This window comes from Ramlibacter sp. (assembly GCF_035706265.1).
In the GTDB taxonomy this organism is placed as follows: domain Bacteria; phylum Pseudomonadota; class Gammaproteobacteria; order Burkholderiales; family Burkholderiaceae_C; genus Ramlibacter.
In genome coordinates this window covers 1-16,574 of sequence record NZ_DASSVG010000266.1, presented here as the reverse complement: position 1 = coordinate 16,574, position 16,574 = coordinate 1, and the positions used below count along the sequence as shown (strand labels likewise).

General features: G+C 72.1%; 15 protein-coding genes. 4 read left to right on the top strand and 11 right to left on the bottom strand.

The annotated features are described in order from the left end of the window. The coding region (locus tag VFM98_RS09875) for a M6 family metalloprotease domain-containing protein (protein WP_325109753.1) at positions 1–1,899 on the top strand (1,899 nt) is incomplete at its 5' end. Here VFM98_RS09875 and arsC read toward each other — a convergent pair. Continuing rightward, on the bottom strand, positions 1,886–2,266 hold the full coding sequence (arsC, locus tag VFM98_RS09870; protein WP_325109752.1) for an arsenate reductase (glutaredoxin): 381 nt from the start codon (positions 2,264–2,266) through the stop codon (positions 1,886–1,888). The genes VFM98_RS09875 and arsC overlap by 14 nt on opposite strands. Positions 2,267–2,346: 80 nt before the next feature. On the opposite strand from arsC, the gene VFM98_RS09865 reads away from it, so the two are divergent. Beyond that, entirely contained in the window at positions 2,347–2,619 is a 273-nt protein-coding gene (locus VFM98_RS09865; RefSeq protein ID WP_325109751.1) for a DUF2277 domain-containing protein, read from the top strand. Positions 2,620–2,664: 45 nt separating this feature from the next. Further along, positions 2,665–3,048: a nuclear transport factor 2 family protein gene (locus tag VFM98_RS09860; RefSeq protein ID WP_325109750.1), complete on the top strand. Its 384-nt coding sequence runs from the start codon at positions 2,665–2,667 to the stop codon at positions 3,046–3,048. A 59-nt stretch (positions 3,049–3,107) separates the two neighbouring features. Here VFM98_RS09860 and VFM98_RS09855 read toward each other — a convergent pair whose 3' ends face one another. The 9 genes from VFM98_RS09855 to VFM98_RS09815 form a co-directional block, all read right to left on the bottom strand. Continuing rightward, a complete protein-coding gene (locus tag VFM98_RS09855) occupies positions 3,108–4,088 on the bottom strand; it encodes a tripartite tricarboxylate transporter substrate binding protein (RefSeq protein WP_325109749.1) in 981 nt (326 codons plus the stop codon). Positions 4,089–4,109: 21 nt separating this feature from the next. Next, positions 4,110–5,129: a YeiH family protein gene (locus tag VFM98_RS09850; protein WP_325109748.1), complete on the bottom strand. Its 1,020-nt coding sequence runs from the start codon at positions 5,127–5,129 to the stop codon at positions 4,110–4,112. Then, complete coding sequence (locus VFM98_RS09845; RefSeq protein ID WP_325109747.1) at positions 5,129–6,769, bottom strand: 3-(methylthio)propionyl-CoA ligase; 1,641 nt, start codon at positions 6,767–6,769, stop codon at positions 5,129–5,131. Before VFM98_RS09845 ends, VFM98_RS09850 begins: the two co-directional genes overlap by 1 nt. Positions 6,770–6,788: 19 nt before the next feature. After that, positions 6,789–8,126 carry an MFS transporter gene (locus VFM98_RS09840; protein ID WP_325109746.1) on the bottom strand — a complete coding sequence of 446 codons (1,338 nt, stop codon included), beginning with the start codon at positions 8,124–8,126 and terminating at the stop codon, positions 6,789–6,791. After that, on the bottom strand, positions 8,123–9,094 hold the full coding sequence (locus VFM98_RS09835; protein WP_325109745.1) for a quinone oxidoreductase: 972 nt from the start codon (positions 9,092–9,094) through the stop codon (positions 8,123–8,125). The genes VFM98_RS09840 and VFM98_RS09835 overlap by 4 nt, the downstream gene beginning before the upstream one ends. 11 nt (positions 9,095–9,105) lie before the next feature. Next, positions 9,106–9,678, bottom strand: coding sequence for an RBBP9/YdeN family alpha/beta hydrolase (locus VFM98_RS09830; protein ID WP_325109744.1), 573 nt, complete (start codon positions 9,676–9,678; stop codon positions 9,106–9,108). Between the two features lie 2 nt (positions 9,679–9,680). Next, positions 9,681–10,745, bottom strand: coding sequence for a 3-keto-5-aminohexanoate cleavage protein (locus VFM98_RS09825; protein ID WP_325109743.1), 1,065 nt, complete (start codon positions 10,743–10,745; stop codon positions 9,681–9,683). Positions 10,746–10,771: 26 nt separating this feature from the next. Beyond that, the gene (locus tag VFM98_RS09820) at positions 10,772–11,620 is read right to left on the bottom strand and encodes a TauD/TfdA dioxygenase family protein (protein WP_325109754.1); all 849 of its coding nucleotides are present in this window, start codon (positions 11,618–11,620) and stop codon (positions 10,772–10,774) included. Positions 11,621–11,759: 139 nt separating this feature from the next. Continuing rightward, positions 11,760–14,402, bottom strand: a complete 2,643-nt coding sequence (locus tag VFM98_RS09815) for a LuxR C-terminal-related transcriptional regulator (RefSeq protein WP_325109742.1) — start codon at positions 14,400–14,402, stop codon at positions 11,760–11,762. A gap of 120 nt (positions 14,403–14,522) precedes the next feature. Here VFM98_RS09815 and VFM98_RS09810 point away from each other — a divergent pair, with 120 nt between their 5' ends. Next, the gene (locus VFM98_RS09810; RefSeq protein ID WP_325109741.1) at positions 14,523–15,740 is read left to right on the top strand and encodes a porin; all 1,218 of its coding nucleotides are present in this window, start codon (positions 14,523–14,525) and stop codon (positions 15,738–15,740) included. Between the two features lie 12 nt (positions 15,741–15,752). On the opposite strand, the gene VFM98_RS09805 is transcribed toward VFM98_RS09810, so the two are convergent. After that, a partial coding sequence (locus tag VFM98_RS09805; RefSeq protein ID WP_325109740.1) for a hypothetical protein occupies positions 15,753–16,574 on the bottom strand: 822 nt, incomplete at its 5' end.

Here is a 16,574-nt window from a genome sequence, read left to right as displayed (position 1 = left end):
CCGCAGCGCGACACGGTGGGCGACTACGTCGGGCTGTGCCTGCTGATCGACTTCAGCGACGCGCCGGCGACCATCCCGCGCGAGGAGGTGGAGCGCTTCTGCAACCAGAGCGGCTACAACGGCTTCGGCAACCACGGCTCGGTGCACGACTACTTCCTCGACAACTCGATCGGCCGCTGCCGCTACACCAGCCAGGTGCTGCCGTACTACCGCGCGCAGCACCCGAAGTCCTACTACACGAATCCCTCGGTGCCGTATCCCCAGCGCGCCATCGAACTGATCCAGGAAGCGCTCGCGCACCACCAGGCGCTCGGCACCAACTTCTCGGGCCTCACCGCCGACGACCAGGGCTTCATCTACGCGATCAACGTCTACTACGCCGGGCCCGTCACCAACAACTGGAGCGAGGGGCTCTGGCCGCACTCGCACCACCTGGGCACCGCGCGCACGCTGGCGCCGGGGCGGCGCGCCTTCGACTACCAGTTCACCGCCATGGGCAGCGAACTCGAACTGGGCACCTTCTGCCACGAGAACGGGCACATGCTGTGCGACTTCCCCGACCTGTACGACTACGGCTACGAGTCCAGCGGCGTCGGCGCCTTCTGCCTCATGGGCAGCGGCAACAACCGCGACGAGAGGAACCCGATCGCGATCTGCGCCTACCTCAAGCGGCTGGCCGGATGGGCCAACACGGTGCAGCAACTGGAGCACGCCAGCGTCGTCTCGCTGGCGGCCGGCACGAACGATTTCGCCATCTTCCCGCGCAATGGCCGCGAGTACTTCATCCTCGAGAACCGCCAGCGCGCGAACCGCGATGCCGCCCTGCCGGACGAGGGGCTGGCGATCTGGCACGTCGACGAGGACGGCGACAACAGCAACCAGGAGATGACGGCGGCGAAGCACTACGAGATCTCGCTCGAACAGGCGGACGGACTGTTCCAGCTCGAACGGGTCCCCGGCACCGACGGCGACGCCAACGACCTGTATGCCGGCGCCACCGCCAGCTTCTCGGATGCGAGCACGCCCAACAGCCGGTGGTGGAGCGGAGCCTCCTCCAACCTCATCATCGACCACATCTCGGGCCCGGGCCCGGTCATGAACTTCCGCGTCCGCACCTCCGACGTCGAGGCACCGAGCGACCTGCTCACGAAGAAGTCCACGCCGGACCGCGCGATCCCGGATGACGACCTCGACGGAATTTCCGACCGGATCGTCGTCGCGGAAGACGTGCAGATCGCCGCCGTCCGCGTCGACGTCGACATCACGCACACCTACCGCGGCGACCTGCAGGTGATGCTCGCCACGCCCTGGGGGCCGGTGATCGAGCTGAAGCCCCAGGGCAGCGGCGGCAGCGCCGACGACCTGAAGGCCAGTTACGACGCGGCCGCCGTGCCGGCGCTGGCGACGCTGCGCGGGCACGGCTCGAAGGGCCAGTGGACGCTCACCGTGCGCGATCGCGCGCGGGCGGACACCGGGCGCCTGAACGCGTGGTCGCTGCAGATCGGCTCGGTGGAGGCGCCCGTCGACCAGGTCGAACTGTCCGAGAGCCCGGGCGCCGCCATTCCCGACCATCCGGCACCGGGCATCGAGCGCACCCTGAACGTGGCGCAGGAGTTCACCGTCGGCAGCGTGGAGGTCGACGTCGACATCGCGCATTCCTGGGTCGGCGACCTGCGGCTCACGCTGGTGGCGCCCGGCGGACGGCAGGCCCTGCTGCAGGACCAGATCGGCGGCGGGCAGCGCACCCTCGTGCGCACTTTCGCGGCAGCGAATACGCCGTCGCTGGCCGCGCTGGCCGGCCAGCCGGCACGCGGCGGCTGGAAGCTGAAGGTGCAGGACGCCGCCGCCCGCGACGACGGCAAGCTCAGGTCCTGGAAGCTGCGCGTCAGGCGCGGGTGAGCGCTCCAGGCTCTCCGACCGGCAGGAGCTCCAGCACGGTCTCCGCGGGGCGACAGAGCTTCGTTCCGAGCGGCGTGCGGACGATCGGCCGGTTCATGAGGATGGGATGTTCCTCGATGAAGCCGAGCAGCTGTTCGTCGCTCCACTTCGGGTCCGCGAGACCGAGCTCGCCGTAGGGCGTGCCCTTTTCGCGCAGCAGCTCCCGGGCGGAGATGCCCATCTCCGCGAGCAGTTCGCGCAGCTGCTCGCGCGTCGGCGGCGTCTTCAGGTATTCGACGACGACGGGTTCGATCCCTGCGTGCCGGATCAATGCCAGGGTGTTGCGGCTGGTGCCGCAGGCGGGGTTGTGGAAGATGGTGACGGACATCGGTGCCTCCGCGGCGATCATCTCACGCCGGCTGCGCAGGGCGATTACCATGGAGTTCGCCATAGGAGGGGAGCACAGCCATGTGCCGCAACATCAAGACGCTGTTCAACTTCGAGCCGCCGGCGACGGAGCTGGAGATCCGCGACGCCTCGCTGCAGTTCGTGCGCAAGCTCAGCGGCTTCAACGTCCCGTCCAAGGCCAACGAAGCCGCGTTCGACCGAGCCGTCGAAGAGATCGCGGCTGCGGCGCGGCAACTGATCCAGTCGCTGGTGACCAGTGCCGAGCCTCGCACGCGCGAGGCCGAGGCAGCGAAGGCGCGCGAGCGCGCCCTGGTGCGGTTCGGCGGGAGGTAACCAGCGGCGCAAAATCGGCCCGTCACGTCCTGAAGGAGCTGTCCCATGAGCCTGACGATCTCCGACCTCCAGGCCTTTGCCGATGCCTGGAACCGGCATGACATCGAGGCGCTGATGCGCTTCATGACCGAGGACTGCGTGTTCGAGGCCTCCGCGGGTCCCGACGTCTGCGGAAGCCGGTCTGCCGGCAGGGAAGCCGTGCGCGCCGCGTTCTCCGAGGTCTGGAAGACCTTTCCGGACGCGCAGTGGCGCTCGCCGCGGCACTTCGTCTGCGGCGACCGTGGCGTGTCCGAGTGGACCTTCACCGGAACACGCCCCGACGGCAGCCGCGTCGAAGTGAACGGATGCGACGTGTTCACCTTCCGCGACGGCCGGATCGCGGTCAAGAACTCCTATCGCAAGAACCGGCCGCCGATCCCGGCGGCGTAGGTCGAACAAGCGACGTTCCGCGGCGGCATGGTTGCGTGGTCTCGCGGAGGTCCCGCACCCTACTCCGGCCGGAAGCCCACCGACTTCAGCACCGCGCCCACCCGCTCGTAATCCGTCCGCAGCTCCCGCGCCATCGCGTCGACGCCGCGCGGAAGGCCCGCTTCGAGCTTGGTCTCCAGCATTCGGGCCCGCAGCCCGCGCTCCGCCAGCGCCTTCAGCGTGGCCGCGCGCAGGCGGGCCTGCGTGGCCGCCGGCACCTGTGGCGCGGTCCACAGCCCCATCCACGCGACCGCTTCCAGCTGCGGATAGCCGGCTTCGCGGAAGGTCGGCACGTCCGGCAGCTGGGCGACCCGCTGCGGTGCGCTCACCGCCAGCGCCTTGAGCTTGCCGCTGCGCACCAGCGGCAGCGAGGTGGGCAACCCATCGAACATCAAGGGCACGTGGTTGCCCATGACGTCCGCCAGTGCCGGCGTCGATCCCTTGTAGCCCACGTGCAGCAGCTCGATGCCGGCGGCCCGGTTGAGGATCGCGCCCAGCACGTGCGACATGGTGCCGGGGCTGTACGAGGCATAACTGAGCTTGCCGGGGTGCTCCTTCGCGTAGGCCACCAGCTGCGGCACCGTCGACGCGGGCACGGAGGGATGCGCCACCAGCACGAGCCCGCCGCGCGCGAGTTCCGCCACCGGGCGCAGGGCCTGGTCCATCTGCCAGCGCAGCTTCACGATGTGGGGGATCTCGCTCACCAGCGAGTTCACGCCCACCAGCAGCGTGTTGCCGTCGGGCGGCGCCTGCAGCAGCTCGCCGACTGCGATGGCTCCGGCGGCGCCCGGCTTGGGATCGACGATGACCGGGCGGTCCAGTTCACGTGCGAGCGGTTCGGCCACGATGCGGGCCACCAGGTCCGCGTTGCCGCCCGCCGGCCCGGCGACCACCAGGCGCAGCGGCTTGTCCTGCGCGAGCGCCCACGGGCTCGCCAGCGTGGCGGCGGCGAGCGCCAGCCAGGTGCGGCGGCGCAGCGAAGGAAAGGCACGAGGGTGCATGGCTTGTCTCCAGTGTAGGGGTCAGGAAGAAGTTCGCAAGAAGGCGGCCACCAGCGCGGCGAGAAAGGCGGTTTCGCCCACCATCAGCAGCACGGGCCGCCAGCCCACGCCGGCCAGTTCGCGCAACTGCGTCTTCATGCCGATGGCCGCGATGGCCGCCAGCAGGCACCAGCGCGAAAGACCGGTGCCGGCGGCCTGCACCGGCTGAGGAATCCAGCCGAGGCTGTTGACGGCCACCAGGGCCGCGAAGGCCAGCGCGAAGCCGGGCAGCAGCGGCGGGCGCTCGGCATCCGCGGCCGCGCCCTTGCGCGTGAGCAGCGCGGCCAGCAGGATCACGGGCAGCAGCGTCGCCACACGCATCAGCTTCACCAGCGTGGCCGCATCGCCCGCGGGCGTGGAGATGCTGTAGCCGGCGCCCACGACCTGGGCCACGTCGTGGATGGTGGCGCCGAGGAACAGGCCGGCCTGCGCGTCGGGCAGGCCGAGCGCGCGGACGATCAGCGGGTAGAGCACCATCGCCAGCGTGGACAGCGCCGAGACGCCGATCACCGTGAACAGCGTGGCGCGCTCCTTCAGCGGATGCGCCGGCAGGGCCGCCGCCAGCGCCAGCGCCGCCGAGGCGCCGCAGATGGCGGTGGCGCCGCCGGTCAGCAGGCCGAAGCGGGCGTCGAAGCCCATGGCGCGCGCGGCGGCGATCGACAGCAGGATGGTCACGGCCACGGCACCCACCACCAGGGCGGCCGGCTCCCAGCCGAGGGCCGCCACCTGGGCCGCCGTGATCCGCAGGCCGAGCAGCGCGATGCCGATGCGCAGCACCTGGCGGGCGGCGAAGTCGATGCCGGCACTGCAGGGGCCCTGCGCCGACAGGAAGTTCATCGCCATGCCGAGCAGCAGCGCGAACAGCATGACCGGCGCGCCGTAGTGCTGGGCGAGGAAGGACGACGCGGCGCCGACGACCGCGCAGGCGACGAGGCCCGGCGCGAGCGCGCGTGCCGTGCCGCCGACGCCGGCGCGCCACGCGCCTGCAAGCTGCGCCCGCATCACGCCGCCAACAGCTGCCCGCGCAGCAGGTGGTCGCCGAAGCGTTCGCGCAGCAGGTTCTTCTGCATCTTGCCGGTGGCGCCGAGCGGGATCGCGTCGACGAACACCACGTCGTCGGGCATCCACCAGCGCGCAATGCGACCTTCGAAGGATGCGAGCAGCTCCGCCTTCGCCACTTCGGCCTCGGGCTTCTTCACCACCACCAGCAGCGGCCGCTCGTCCCACTTGGGGTGGCGCGCCGCGATGCACGCGGCCATCGCCACGCCCGGATGCGCCATCGCGATGTTCTCGATGTCGATGGAGCTGATCCACTCGCCGCCGGACTTGATCACGTCCTTGCTGCGGTCGGTGATCTGCATGAAGCCGTCGGCGTCGATGGTGGCCACGTCGCCGGTGGGAAACCAGCCCTCGGCCAGCGGGTCGCCGCCTTCGTCCTTGAAGTAGCGACTGATCACCCACGGGCCGCGCACCATCAGCTCGCCGGCCGACTGGCCGTCGTGCGGCAGCTCGCGGCCGTCCTCGTCCACCACCTTCAGGTCGACGCCGAACACGGCCCGGCCCTGCCGCGCCTGCACGGCCAGGCGCTCGTCGGCCGACAGTGCGGCATGGCACGGCTTGAGCGCGCAGACCGTGCCGAGCGGGCTGATCTCCGTCATGCCCCAGGCGTGCAGCACCTGCACGTCGTGGCGCTCCTGGAAGGCGCGCATCATGGCCGGCGGACAGGCCGAGCCGCCGATCACGGTGCGGCGCATCGTCGAGAAGCGCAGGTTGTGCGCTTCCACGTGGGCAAGCAGGCCCTGCCAGACGGTGGGCACGCCGGCCGACATGGTCACCCCCTCGGACTCGAACAGCTCGTGCAGGCTGCGGCCGTCGAGGAAGGGGCCGGGCAGCACCAGCTTGGCGCCCACCATGCAGGCCGCGTAGGGCAGGCCCCAGGCGTTGACGTGGAACATGGGCACGACCGGCAGGATGGCATCGCGCGCCGAGCAGTTCAGCGCGTCCGGCAACGCGATCGCATAGGTGTGCAGCACCGTGGAGCGGTGGCTGTAGAGCGCGCCCTTGGGGTTGCCGGTGGTTCCCGACGTGTAGCACAGCGCGCAGGCGGTGTTCTCGTCGAAGCTGGGCCACGCGAAGGCGTCGGATTGCGCGGCCAGCAGCTCCTCGTAGCAGAGAAGGCCCGGCAGCGTGCTGCTCGCGGGCATGTGCGCGCGGTCGGTCATCGCGACGAAGCTGCGCACCGTGCGCAGTCGCGGCGCGGCCGCCTCCACCAGCGGCAGGAACGTGAGGTCGAAGAACAGCACCTCGTCCTCGGCATGGTTGGCGATCCACACCAGCTGGTCGGCGTGCAGGCGCGGATTCAGCGTGTGCAGCACCGCGCCGGAGCCCGATACCGCGTAATAGAGCTCCAGGTGGCGGTGGCCGTTCCAGGCCAGCGTGCCCACGCGGCCGCCGGCCGGCACGCGCAGCGCCGCGATGCCGTTGGCCAGGCGGCGGGCGCGCCCCGCCAGGTCGCGGTAGGTGTAGCGGTGGAGGTCGCCCTCCACGCGCCGCGACACGATCTCCTGGGCGCCGTGGTGGCGCTCGGCGTGCGTGAGCAGCGAGGAAACCAGCAGCGGCTGCTGCATCATCGAACCGAACATGATCTTCTCCGTGAGGGGGTCAGGCCTGCGCGGCGCGCAGGGGATGCGGCAGGTCTGCCGCGGGAACTTCGGCCGCGCGGCCCATGTCGGCGGCATAGGTCCGTGCCGCGGTGAGGAAGGCCGCCGCGGCCAGCAATGCGAAGCACGGCATCCAGGCCAGCGCCGCCTCCAGGCCCCAGGCGTCCGATGCGAAGCCTGCGAGCACCGGGCCGAGCGCCAGGCCGAACAGGTTCTGGAACAGCGCCAGCACGGACGACCCGGTGGCGCGCACGCCGGGGTGGATCACGTCGATCACGATCGCGGACACGGGGCCGACGGTGCAGGTCATGACGAAGCTGCCGGCCGCGATCAGGGCGAACTGCGCCTGCGCGCCGAAGGCGGCCCCCGCGCCGAAGGCGGTCGACAGCACCGCCAGCGAGACGAGGCACAGCAGCGCCATCACGTGCAGCCGGGCGCCGGGGCGCCGCTTGCCGGCGCGGTCGGCCACCGCACCCCACACCACGCTGCCGAAGGCGCCGCACAGCACCACCAGTGCGGCCTGGCGCGAGGCCTGCTCGGGCGGCACGCCCTGCACGCGGTCGAGGAAGCTGGGCATCCACGACCAGACGGCCGACACCACCACCAGCTGCGCCGCGCCGCCGATGCACACCCACAGCATGGTGCGCGAGCGGGTGAGGGCCTGCACGATGTGGCGCGCCGCATCGGCGCTGCTGCGCGTGGCGCGCTGCAGCACTGGCGTGAGCCGCACGGTCTCGTAGTCGCGCACGAGCAGGTACAGCGCCGCGAGCACCAGCCCGGGCACTCCCACCAGGCCGAAGGCGGCCTGCCAGCCCCAGCGCGCGGCGATGAAGCCGCCCAGCAGCACGCCCAGCACGGAGCCGACCGAAGCGCAGGCGAAGAAGCCGGCCAGCAGCACGGCGCGCAGCCGACCCGGGAAGTGGCTCGCGATCAGCGCCGCCCCCACCGAGCCATAGCCGGCCTCGCCCAGGCCCACCAGCGAGCGCGCCGCCAGCAGCGCCCCGTACCCGCGCATGAACATGCACGACAGGGTCGCCGCGCTCCAGACGGCCGCCATCGCGGCGATGCTGCGCACGCGGCTGACGCGGTCGGCGAACAGCGCCACCGGCAGGGCGCCCAGGGCCACCGTCACCGACACCACGGAGACGAGCGAGCCGAGCTGCGAATCCGACAGGTGCCAGTCGCGCTTCATGTAGGGGAACAGCGAGACGATGACCTGACGGTCGATGTAGTCCATCAGCATGAGCGCGATGGTCATGGCGTAGGCGAACCAGGCGGCGCGGCGGCTGACCAGGTAGTCCGGCGCGCCGGCGCCTTCGCGGGCTGCGGGCGTGTTCATGGCATCAGCACGGTGGCGCCGGTGGTGCGGCGGGACTCGAGCGCCCGGTGCGCCTCGGCAGCGTCGGCGAGCGGGAAGATGCGGCCCGGCTCGCTGCGGATGCGGCCGGCCAGCACGTGGTCGAACAGCTCGCGCGCCATGTCCAGCATGTGCGCGCGCGGCGTCGCGTAGTGCACCATCGCCGGCCGCGTCACCCACAGGGAGCCCTTGGCGGCCAGCAGGGTCGTGTCGATGCTCACCGGGCCGGAGCTGGTGCCGTTGCTCACCAGCGTGCCGCGTGGCTGCAGGCTGTCGAGCGAGGCCAGCAGCGTGTCCTTGCCGACCGAGTCGTAGACCACCGGCACGCCCTTGCCGCCGGTGATCTCGCGCACGCGTGCGGCGATGTCCTCGCGCGAGGTGACGATCACGTGGGCGCAGCCGTGCGCGCGCGCGATCTCGGCCTTCTCGTCCGTGCTGACGGTGCCGATCATGGTCACGCCCAGCGCCCGCGCCCACTGGCACGCGATCAGGCCGACGCCGCCGGCCGCGGCGTGGTACAGGATGGTCTCGCCGCCGTGCAGCGGGTACACCTGGCGGAACAGGTACTGCACGGTCAGGCCCTTCATCATCAGCGTCGACGCGGTGGCGTCGCCGATGCCTGCGGGCAGCGGGATCAGCACGTCGGCCGGCAGCACGCGCGCGCTGCTGTAGGCGCCCTGCGGGCCCAGCAGGTACCCGACGCGGTCGCCCGGCTTCACCTCGGTCACGCCGGGCCCGACGGCCTCGACCACGCCGACGGCGTCCGAGCCCAGGCCGCTCGGCAGCGCGGTGGGGTAGCGGCCGGTGCGGAAGTAGATGTCGATGAAGTTGACGGCCACATAGCTGTGGCGCACGCGCGCCTGGCCCGGGCCGGGCTCGCCGACGGCCGACTGCTCGTGCCGCAGCACTTCGGGCCCGCCGGTCTGGTAGAAGCGGATCGCATGGTCCATGTCTCGTCTCCTCAGGAGTCCCGCGCGGCCAGCCGCGCGATCAGGGCCGGAGCCATATCCCACGCGCCGAAGCCGGAGGCGGGATTCAGGTGGCCGACGCGGCCCAGGTCCACCAGTTCGCTGCCCCAGTCGCGCGCGAGCTCGCCCACGCGCGAGAAGGCGGCGAGCGGGTCGTTGCGGCTCGCGGCGACGATGCTGGGAAAGGGCAGCGGCTCGCGCGGCACCGGCAGCCAACCGTGGGCGTCGAGCGCCTCCAGGGTGGGGTAGCCGGCCGGCAACGGCTTGCCGAAGTCGGGCGGCGTGGCGAGCAGCGCGCCCTGCACCTCGCACTTGGTGCGAAGCGCCCAGTGCGCCACCATGATCACGCCGGCGCTGTGGGCCACGATCACCAGCGGGCCCTCGATGCGGCGCGCCGCCTCTTCGATGCATTCGAGGCGCGGCTGCAGCGCGATGCTTTCGCGCCCGAGCGGCGGCACCGTGTGGGCGCGCGGCAGCCGCTGCGCCAGCAGGGTCTGCCAGTGCGCGTCCACGTGGTCCCGCAGGCCGGGCACGATCAGGACGCTGGCGTCGGCGGGCACGGGCACCCTCACGCCTGCAGCGCGTGCTGCAGGAAGCCGCGCTGGCCGGGCTTGCGATTGGGCGCGAAGCCGTTCCTCGCCAGCGTTTCCTCGGCGCTGGAATAGAACTCGCCGATGCGGTAGATGCGCCGGGCCTGGGCGGCATCGGCCACCTCGCGGCCGCATTCGCGCGCGATGCGGACCAGCTGCTCGATCTGCTGCACGGAGCCCAGCTTCGCCTTGCGGTCCTGCGTCCAGATGTTGTCCTCGATGCCGCAGCGCACGTGCAGGCCCAGCGCGATCGCCATCATGTTCAGGGGCAGCACGTTGAGCATCGAGGTCTCGAGCGTGAGCACCGCGCCGTCCGGCACCGCGCGGACGAAGTTGGCCAGGTTGTAGAGGTTGGGGGCGTCGAAGCCGCCGCCGATGGCCACCCAGGTGAGGATCAGCGGCACGTTGCACACGCCGCGGCGCATCATGCGTTCCACCGTCTCCAGCTGCGTGATGTTGGCGAGCTGGAAGTGCGTCTGGATGCCCCGCTGCGACAGGCGCCGGATGTGCTCCTCCACCCACCCGGGCCCGGCGGGGATGGTCATCTCGCGGTAGGCGCGGTAGCCCTCGGGCGTGGCGAGGCTGGTGCCCGCGATGTCCTCGGGCAGCATCTGCTCCACCACGTTCATCTGGTTGGAGTTGACCGCGATGGTGACCTGGTCGGGCGTGGGGTTCAGCTCCGCCAGCATGTGGCGCGTGTCGTCCGACAGCCACCTGGCGACCTCGCCCTCGCCTTCGGGCGCGAAGGAGATCGAGCCGCCCACCTGCAGGATCATCTTCGGCACGCGGGCGCGGATCCCGTCGAGCAGTTCGTTGAATTTCGACAGCCGCTTGGAGCCCTTGCCGTCCGGCTCGCGCACGTGCAGGTGCAGCACGGTGGCACCGGCGTCGTAGCAGTCCACCGCCTTCTGCACCTGCTCTTTCATGCTGACCGGGATGTCCTCGGGGAAGTCCGCGGGCATCCATTCGGGGCCGTACGGGGCGCAGGTGATGACCAGCGGGTCCTGGTGCTCGGGATAGAGGGATCCGTCCTGGAAGTTCATGGCTCGTCCTTGCAAGTGGAGGGGTTTCAGAAGGGGGTGTCGCCGACGATCCCGGCGCGCTCCATCTTTCGATGGCAGGCCGGGTAGTCCATCACCGCGTAGTGCTGGGTCGACCGGTTGTCCCACAAGGCCACGCTGTTGCGGCGCCAGCGGAAGCGCACCTGGTATTCGGGGATCTGCGCCTGCGCGATCAGGTAGTGCAGCAGCTGCGCGGCGCCGGGCGCGTAGTCCTGGCCGTAGCGCACGTTCGCGGCGGTGTGGAAGTTGGTGAAGTGGGTGGCGAACGGGTTGACGAAGAGGACCTTCTCGCCCGTCTCCGGGTGGGTGCGCACCACCGGGTGCTCCGCATCCGGGAACTGCGCCTTCAGGGCGAGCCGCTTCTCGATCGGCATCGCGGCGCCGAAGGTGGCCTCGATGCTGTGGCGCGCGCGCAGGCCGTCGATCTGGGTCTTCACGTGCGCCGGCAGCTTCTCGTAGGCGAGCGCCATGTTGGCCCACATCGTGTCGCCGCCCACCGGAGGGCATTCCACGCAGCGCAGCACGCAGCCCAGCGGCGGCTTCTCGCGCCAGGTGGCGTCGGCGTGCCACGCGTTCTCGTAGCGGTCGTTGGGCGTGTCGGGGGACTTGTAGATGCGCACCAGCCCCGGATGCTCGGGGTCGCTGCCGGCGACGGGGTGGTCCTCGAGCGCGCCGAAATGGCGCGCGAAGGCGACGTGCTCGGCGCGGGTGAAGTCCTGGTCGCGGAAGAACAGCACCTTGTGCACCAGCAGCAGCGCGCGGATCTCGGCGACCAGGCCGGCGTCGCGCGAAGCGGCGCCCAGGTCCACGTTGCCGAGCTCGGCGCCGAGGGCGCAGGTCAGGGGTTCGACGCGGATGGAACGCGTGCGGGCGGCCGTCGCGATGACGGCGGGGGCGGTGATTGCGGTAGGGGCCATGCCTTGTCTCCTCGGAATGTCCGAAGACTAGGCGGCCCCCCCGGCCGGCTCCCCCCCATCGTCGAGGGGGGGTGGGGGCTCAGGCGGCGTCAGCGAGGAAGCCGAGGATGCGCGCCCGACCCACCACCTGCTTGCGGGTGCCGGCGTCGAGCTTGGCGAACAGGTTCTTGACGTGCCACTTGACCGTCTCCTCCCCGACCTGCAGGGCGAGGGCGATCTCCTTGTTCGACAGGTTGCGGGCCAGCAGCTCCAGCACTTCGCGCTCCTTGGGCGTGAGCGCCGCGCTGGCGGCGGCACGGGGCAACGCAGGCCGCGGCGGCGGCGGCGGGGCGTCGGCTGCAGCGCGCTGCGGCGCCGCAGCGGCCGCGTGCCGCGCCCACGCGGCGAGCTGCGGATGCGCGTCGTCGAACACGGAGCGCAGGTCGAGCGCCTGTGCCAGCGCGAGCACTTCCTGCAGCAGCGGCAGCGAACGCTCGGCGCTGCGATCGAGCACCCACGCCCGCAGGGCCATGGCTTCGAGGCGCTCGCGGCCCTGCTTGCGCTCGGCCGCCAGCGCTTCGGCCCGCTGCAGCGGCGCGACGGCGGCGCGCCAGTCGCGCGCCGCCACCGCACCGTGGGCCCGCGCCAGCAGCACCAGGCCTTCCACGCTGCGCCGCCACAGCGGGCCGGCCGGCGTGGACGGATCCTCCAGCAACTGCTCCATCTGCCGCAGCAGCTCGCGGCAGGTTTCGGCACGGAACTCGCGGGCGTGCAGGCGCACCTGTTCGGCGAGGCTCGCCAGCCGCAGGCGCGGCAGGCCGCGGGCCATGCCCACGGCGTCGAGGGCGGCGAGCAGGGCCAGCGCGCGCGGCTCGTTGCCGGCGGCGCGGGCGCAGCGCGCGAGCGTGCGGAAGGCCTGCAGCACCGCCTCCGGCAGGCCGCTGCGTTCGAGCACGTCCAGGCGGTCGGCCAGCAGCACCGCCGCTTCGTCGGGCTGGCCGCGCTCCCAGCGGGCGGCGGCGAGCGCCGCTGCCACGGCGCAGGCGAAGGGGCTGCGCCGCCCCAGGTCGGCCTCGGCGCTGGCCAGGCTCGGCCCCAGCAGCTGGTCGACCATCAGCGGCTGGCCCTCCCACAAGTACGAGAGCGCCACGATGTATTCGCCCCAGCGGTCCAGGTTGCTCTCGGCGGGAAAGTGGTGCGGCCCGCGCTGCTGGCGCAAGCGGGCCAGCGCGGGCTCGCCGGCGAGCAGCGCGCGGAAGGCGGACCGGTTCGCGTGCACCTGCAGCAGGGCCTCGGTCGCCAGCAGGGGCCGCTCGGCCCAGGGATCGTGCAGGGCCGCGTACGCGTCCGGGTCGTCCGCGTACACGGCGGCGCCGGCCAGGATCAGCGCGGCCTCGCAGCGCAGGCCGTCGTCGGCGCCCGGCTGCGCGAGGATGCGCTCCACGAAGCGCCGGGCCTCCTCGTGCCGCTCGCCGAGCGCGAGCGACCAGGCGGCCGCGAGCATCAGCCGCGGGCGCCGTTCCAGTTCCTCCTGCGTGGCCTGCCCGATCCACTCCAGCACCGCCGCCGGATGGCCGCGCGTCATCAGCGATTCGTAGAGGCTGCGCTCGGCGAAGTCGTAGGCGGCGTCGCTGCGCCCGCAGGCCAGCGCGTGGCGCGCCGCCGCTTCCAGCAGGCCCTGCTCCGCCAGCCACTCGGAGGCGCGCGCATGCAGCTGCGCGCGCTCCTGCGCAGGCAGGGCGTCGAAGCGCTTCTCCAGCGCGGCGCGCGCGAGCGAGTGCATGCGCATCCAGCCTTGCAGCTCGCCGGTGCCGAACACGGGCGTTTCGTGCGCCAGGCGTTCCAGCCGCGCGGGCGTGTCGGCGCGCGGCACCAGCGCGCTGCAAAGCGCCGGGTGCAGGTGCTGCGCCACGCTGATGCGCGTGAGCAGCGCGAGGTCGTCGGGGTCGAGCTTGCGCAGGAACACCGCCACGAACTGCTCCGGCAGCGACGCCGCGCCCGCAGGCCCGGGCTCGGGACCGCGCCCCGACGGATCGGCCGCGAGGGCCAGCTGCACGCCCAGCGGCCATCCTTCCGTGAGGGCGTGCAGCCGCGCCGCGCGGTCGCGGTCGAACGCCGCCCCCAGCCGTTGCTCGGCGAGACGCAGCGTTTCCTCCAGCGTGAAGCGCAGCTGCGCGGCGCCGAGGAGCGCGCACTGGCCGTAGGCGACCAGGTCGTCCAGACCCAGCTCCGCATCGGCGCGGGCGGCGACGATGCAGCGCAGGTTGGGCGGCGCGTTGCGCACCAGGTAGCCGACGGCTTCGCGCGCGGCGGCGGGCAGGCGGTCGGCTTCGTCGAGCACGAGCACCAGCTCGAATGCGCTCTGCGCCACCTCCGCCAGCCACAGCGTGACGCCCTCCAGCCCCGCGGCCGCACCGCCTTCGAGCAGCACGCGCCCGAACGCGGGCCGGCCGGCGCCGACGCGCACGGCGAGGGCGAGGGTGCGCACCAGCCGGTCGACGTCGTCCTCGGGCTGGGCGCTGGCCCAGGCGACCGCGGCGCCGCGCGCGAGGTGCTCCAGCCGCCACTGCGCCAGCAGCGAGGTCTTGCCGAAGCCCGGAGGCGCCTGGACCAGCACCGCCGCGCGGTCGCCCAGCGCGGCACCGCCCACCGACAGCCGCGCGCGCGCCAGCAGCGCCTTCGGGACGCGCGGTGCGGTGACCTTGAGGAGCAGGTCGCCCAGGCGGCTGGAGGGGGTGGCCACGCGAGCATCCTAATCCGGCCCGCGCTTCCGCCCTACCCCCCTCGACGCAGGGGGGCCCGGTCGCCGGGCCGGCTCCTACGCTCGCGGGCCATCGCCATCCCCAAAGCAAGAGGAGACACCATGAAGAGACTCACCGCCGCGGCTGCCGCGGCGCTGGCCGCGGCCTGCGGTCCGGCGCTCGCCCAAGGCTCCGTGACCCTGTACGGCACGATCGACCTGGGCGTGCTGACGATCGATCATGCGAGCGCGAGCCGCGTCGGCTACGTGCCCAGCCCCGCGGACGGCGGGGGCCTGACCGCCCTGAAGGACGGCGGCATCGGCGCGAGCTACTGGGGTATGCGGGGCCGCGAGGACCTCGGCGGCGGCCTGGCCGCGACCTTCCAGCTCCAGGGCAACCTCAATGGCAAGGACGGCACCACCGGCGGGGCGAACAGTTCCGGCGGCACCTCCTTCTTCAACCAGTTCGCCACGGTGGGGCTCGCCGGCGCCTGGGGCGAACTGAAGTTCGGCCGCCAGGTTTCGCCCATGTACTACGCGATGGCGAGCACGGATGCGCGCGGCGCGCGCTATTTCGGCTCCTCCCTCACCGCGCTGGTGGCCCTCAACAGCGCCAGCGGCGCGTGGTCCGGCGCCAACTCCAATCCGGCGTTCGGGACCGTGTACAACGACAACGCGGTGGTCTACAACGCGCCGGCCTGGAACGGCCTGAGCCTCAGCGCCGGCTACGCCTTCGGCGAAGTGGCGGGCAGTGCCAAGGCGAACGTGCAGGAAAGCCTCGCGGCCATCTACGCGAACGGCGGCCTGCGGCTGTCGGCCCTCTGGTACAACGGCTACGGCAACAATCTCGACACGGCGACGGCGCTCTTCACCGCCGCGACCGGCAACGCCGCGGCGGGGGCGGCGGCCGCGGCTGCGGCGGGCTTCTCGCCGACCGCGAACACCAACCGCCTCGCCGCCGTGGGCGCGCTGTATTCCTTCGGCGCCTGGACGGCCAGCGCCTCGTATTTCCGGGCCCGCAACCCGGCGCACGCCGTGGTGCCGAACGGCTCCGACAGCCTCGACCTGTGGAGCGTGGGGGCGGGCTGGAAGCCGCTGCCGGCCCTCAACATCACGGCCGGCTACTACCGCATCAAGGACAACCGCAACGCGGGCAACCATGCGAGCCAGTTCGCCGCCGGCGCCGAGTACGCACTGTCGAAGCGCACGCTGGTCTACTTCGAAGGGGCCAGCGTGCGCAACGCGGGCGCCAACATGAATTTCAGCCCCGTCTACGCGACGCGCGTGCCCGCCGACAAGAACGTGCGCGCCTTCATGGTCGGACTGCGGCACACGTTCTGAGGCCGACGCGCGCTACGGCTGCTCCCATTCCTCCAGACGCTCGACCAGGTCATCCAGCGCGATGGCCTCGCGGCCCTGGTCCTCGCGCTGGAACACCACCCCCGACCAGCCGGCCATGCCGACCGGGCTGAGCGTGCGGCCGTCGATGCGCAGCGGCTGGCCGGCGACGGCGTGCATCACCACCCGTTCGTAGCGCGAGCGCGCCAGCCGCGCGGGGGGCGACGACGCATCCCAGACACAGCCCTTGCCCACGTTCTCGTAGGCGTCGGGGCGATCGTCCAGCTCCAGCAGCGAAGGGCTGCGCTTGCGCACCACGGCAGCGATCACCCGCAGGCTGTAGGGGTCGGAGATGCGGCGGATCGCGTGCCGGAACTGGCGCACGGTGCGCGCCGCGATCGCGCGCAGGCTGAGCACGCCGTCCCGTTCGGTCTGCCACATCCCGGCGTCGATGTCGCAGGCGAACGGGTTCTCCGGATAGCAATTGAAGCGCGCCAGCCAGCCCTTGCGCGACGTGTGGGGCATGGGCCGGAAATCGCGGATGACCGGGATGCCGTGCCGGGCGAGCTCGCCCAGCTCGTAGGTCGGCCAGGTCATGACCTCGCGCACCACGGCGACGATCAGGGTCGCGGTGGCGATCATCAGGTCCGGGCTGGGCGTGAAATCGGAAGTGATCTCGATGCGGTCCTGTCGCGGGCGCACGCCGTCGCCGGTGGAACGCCGGTTGGCCGCCAGCAGCATCACCGGCGCGGGCAGGATGTAGGCGAGCAGCAGCGCGAGCTGCCCGATGGTGCGCCCGTGCGCCTCGCCCGGCGGCAGCTCGAAGGAGACGTTGTA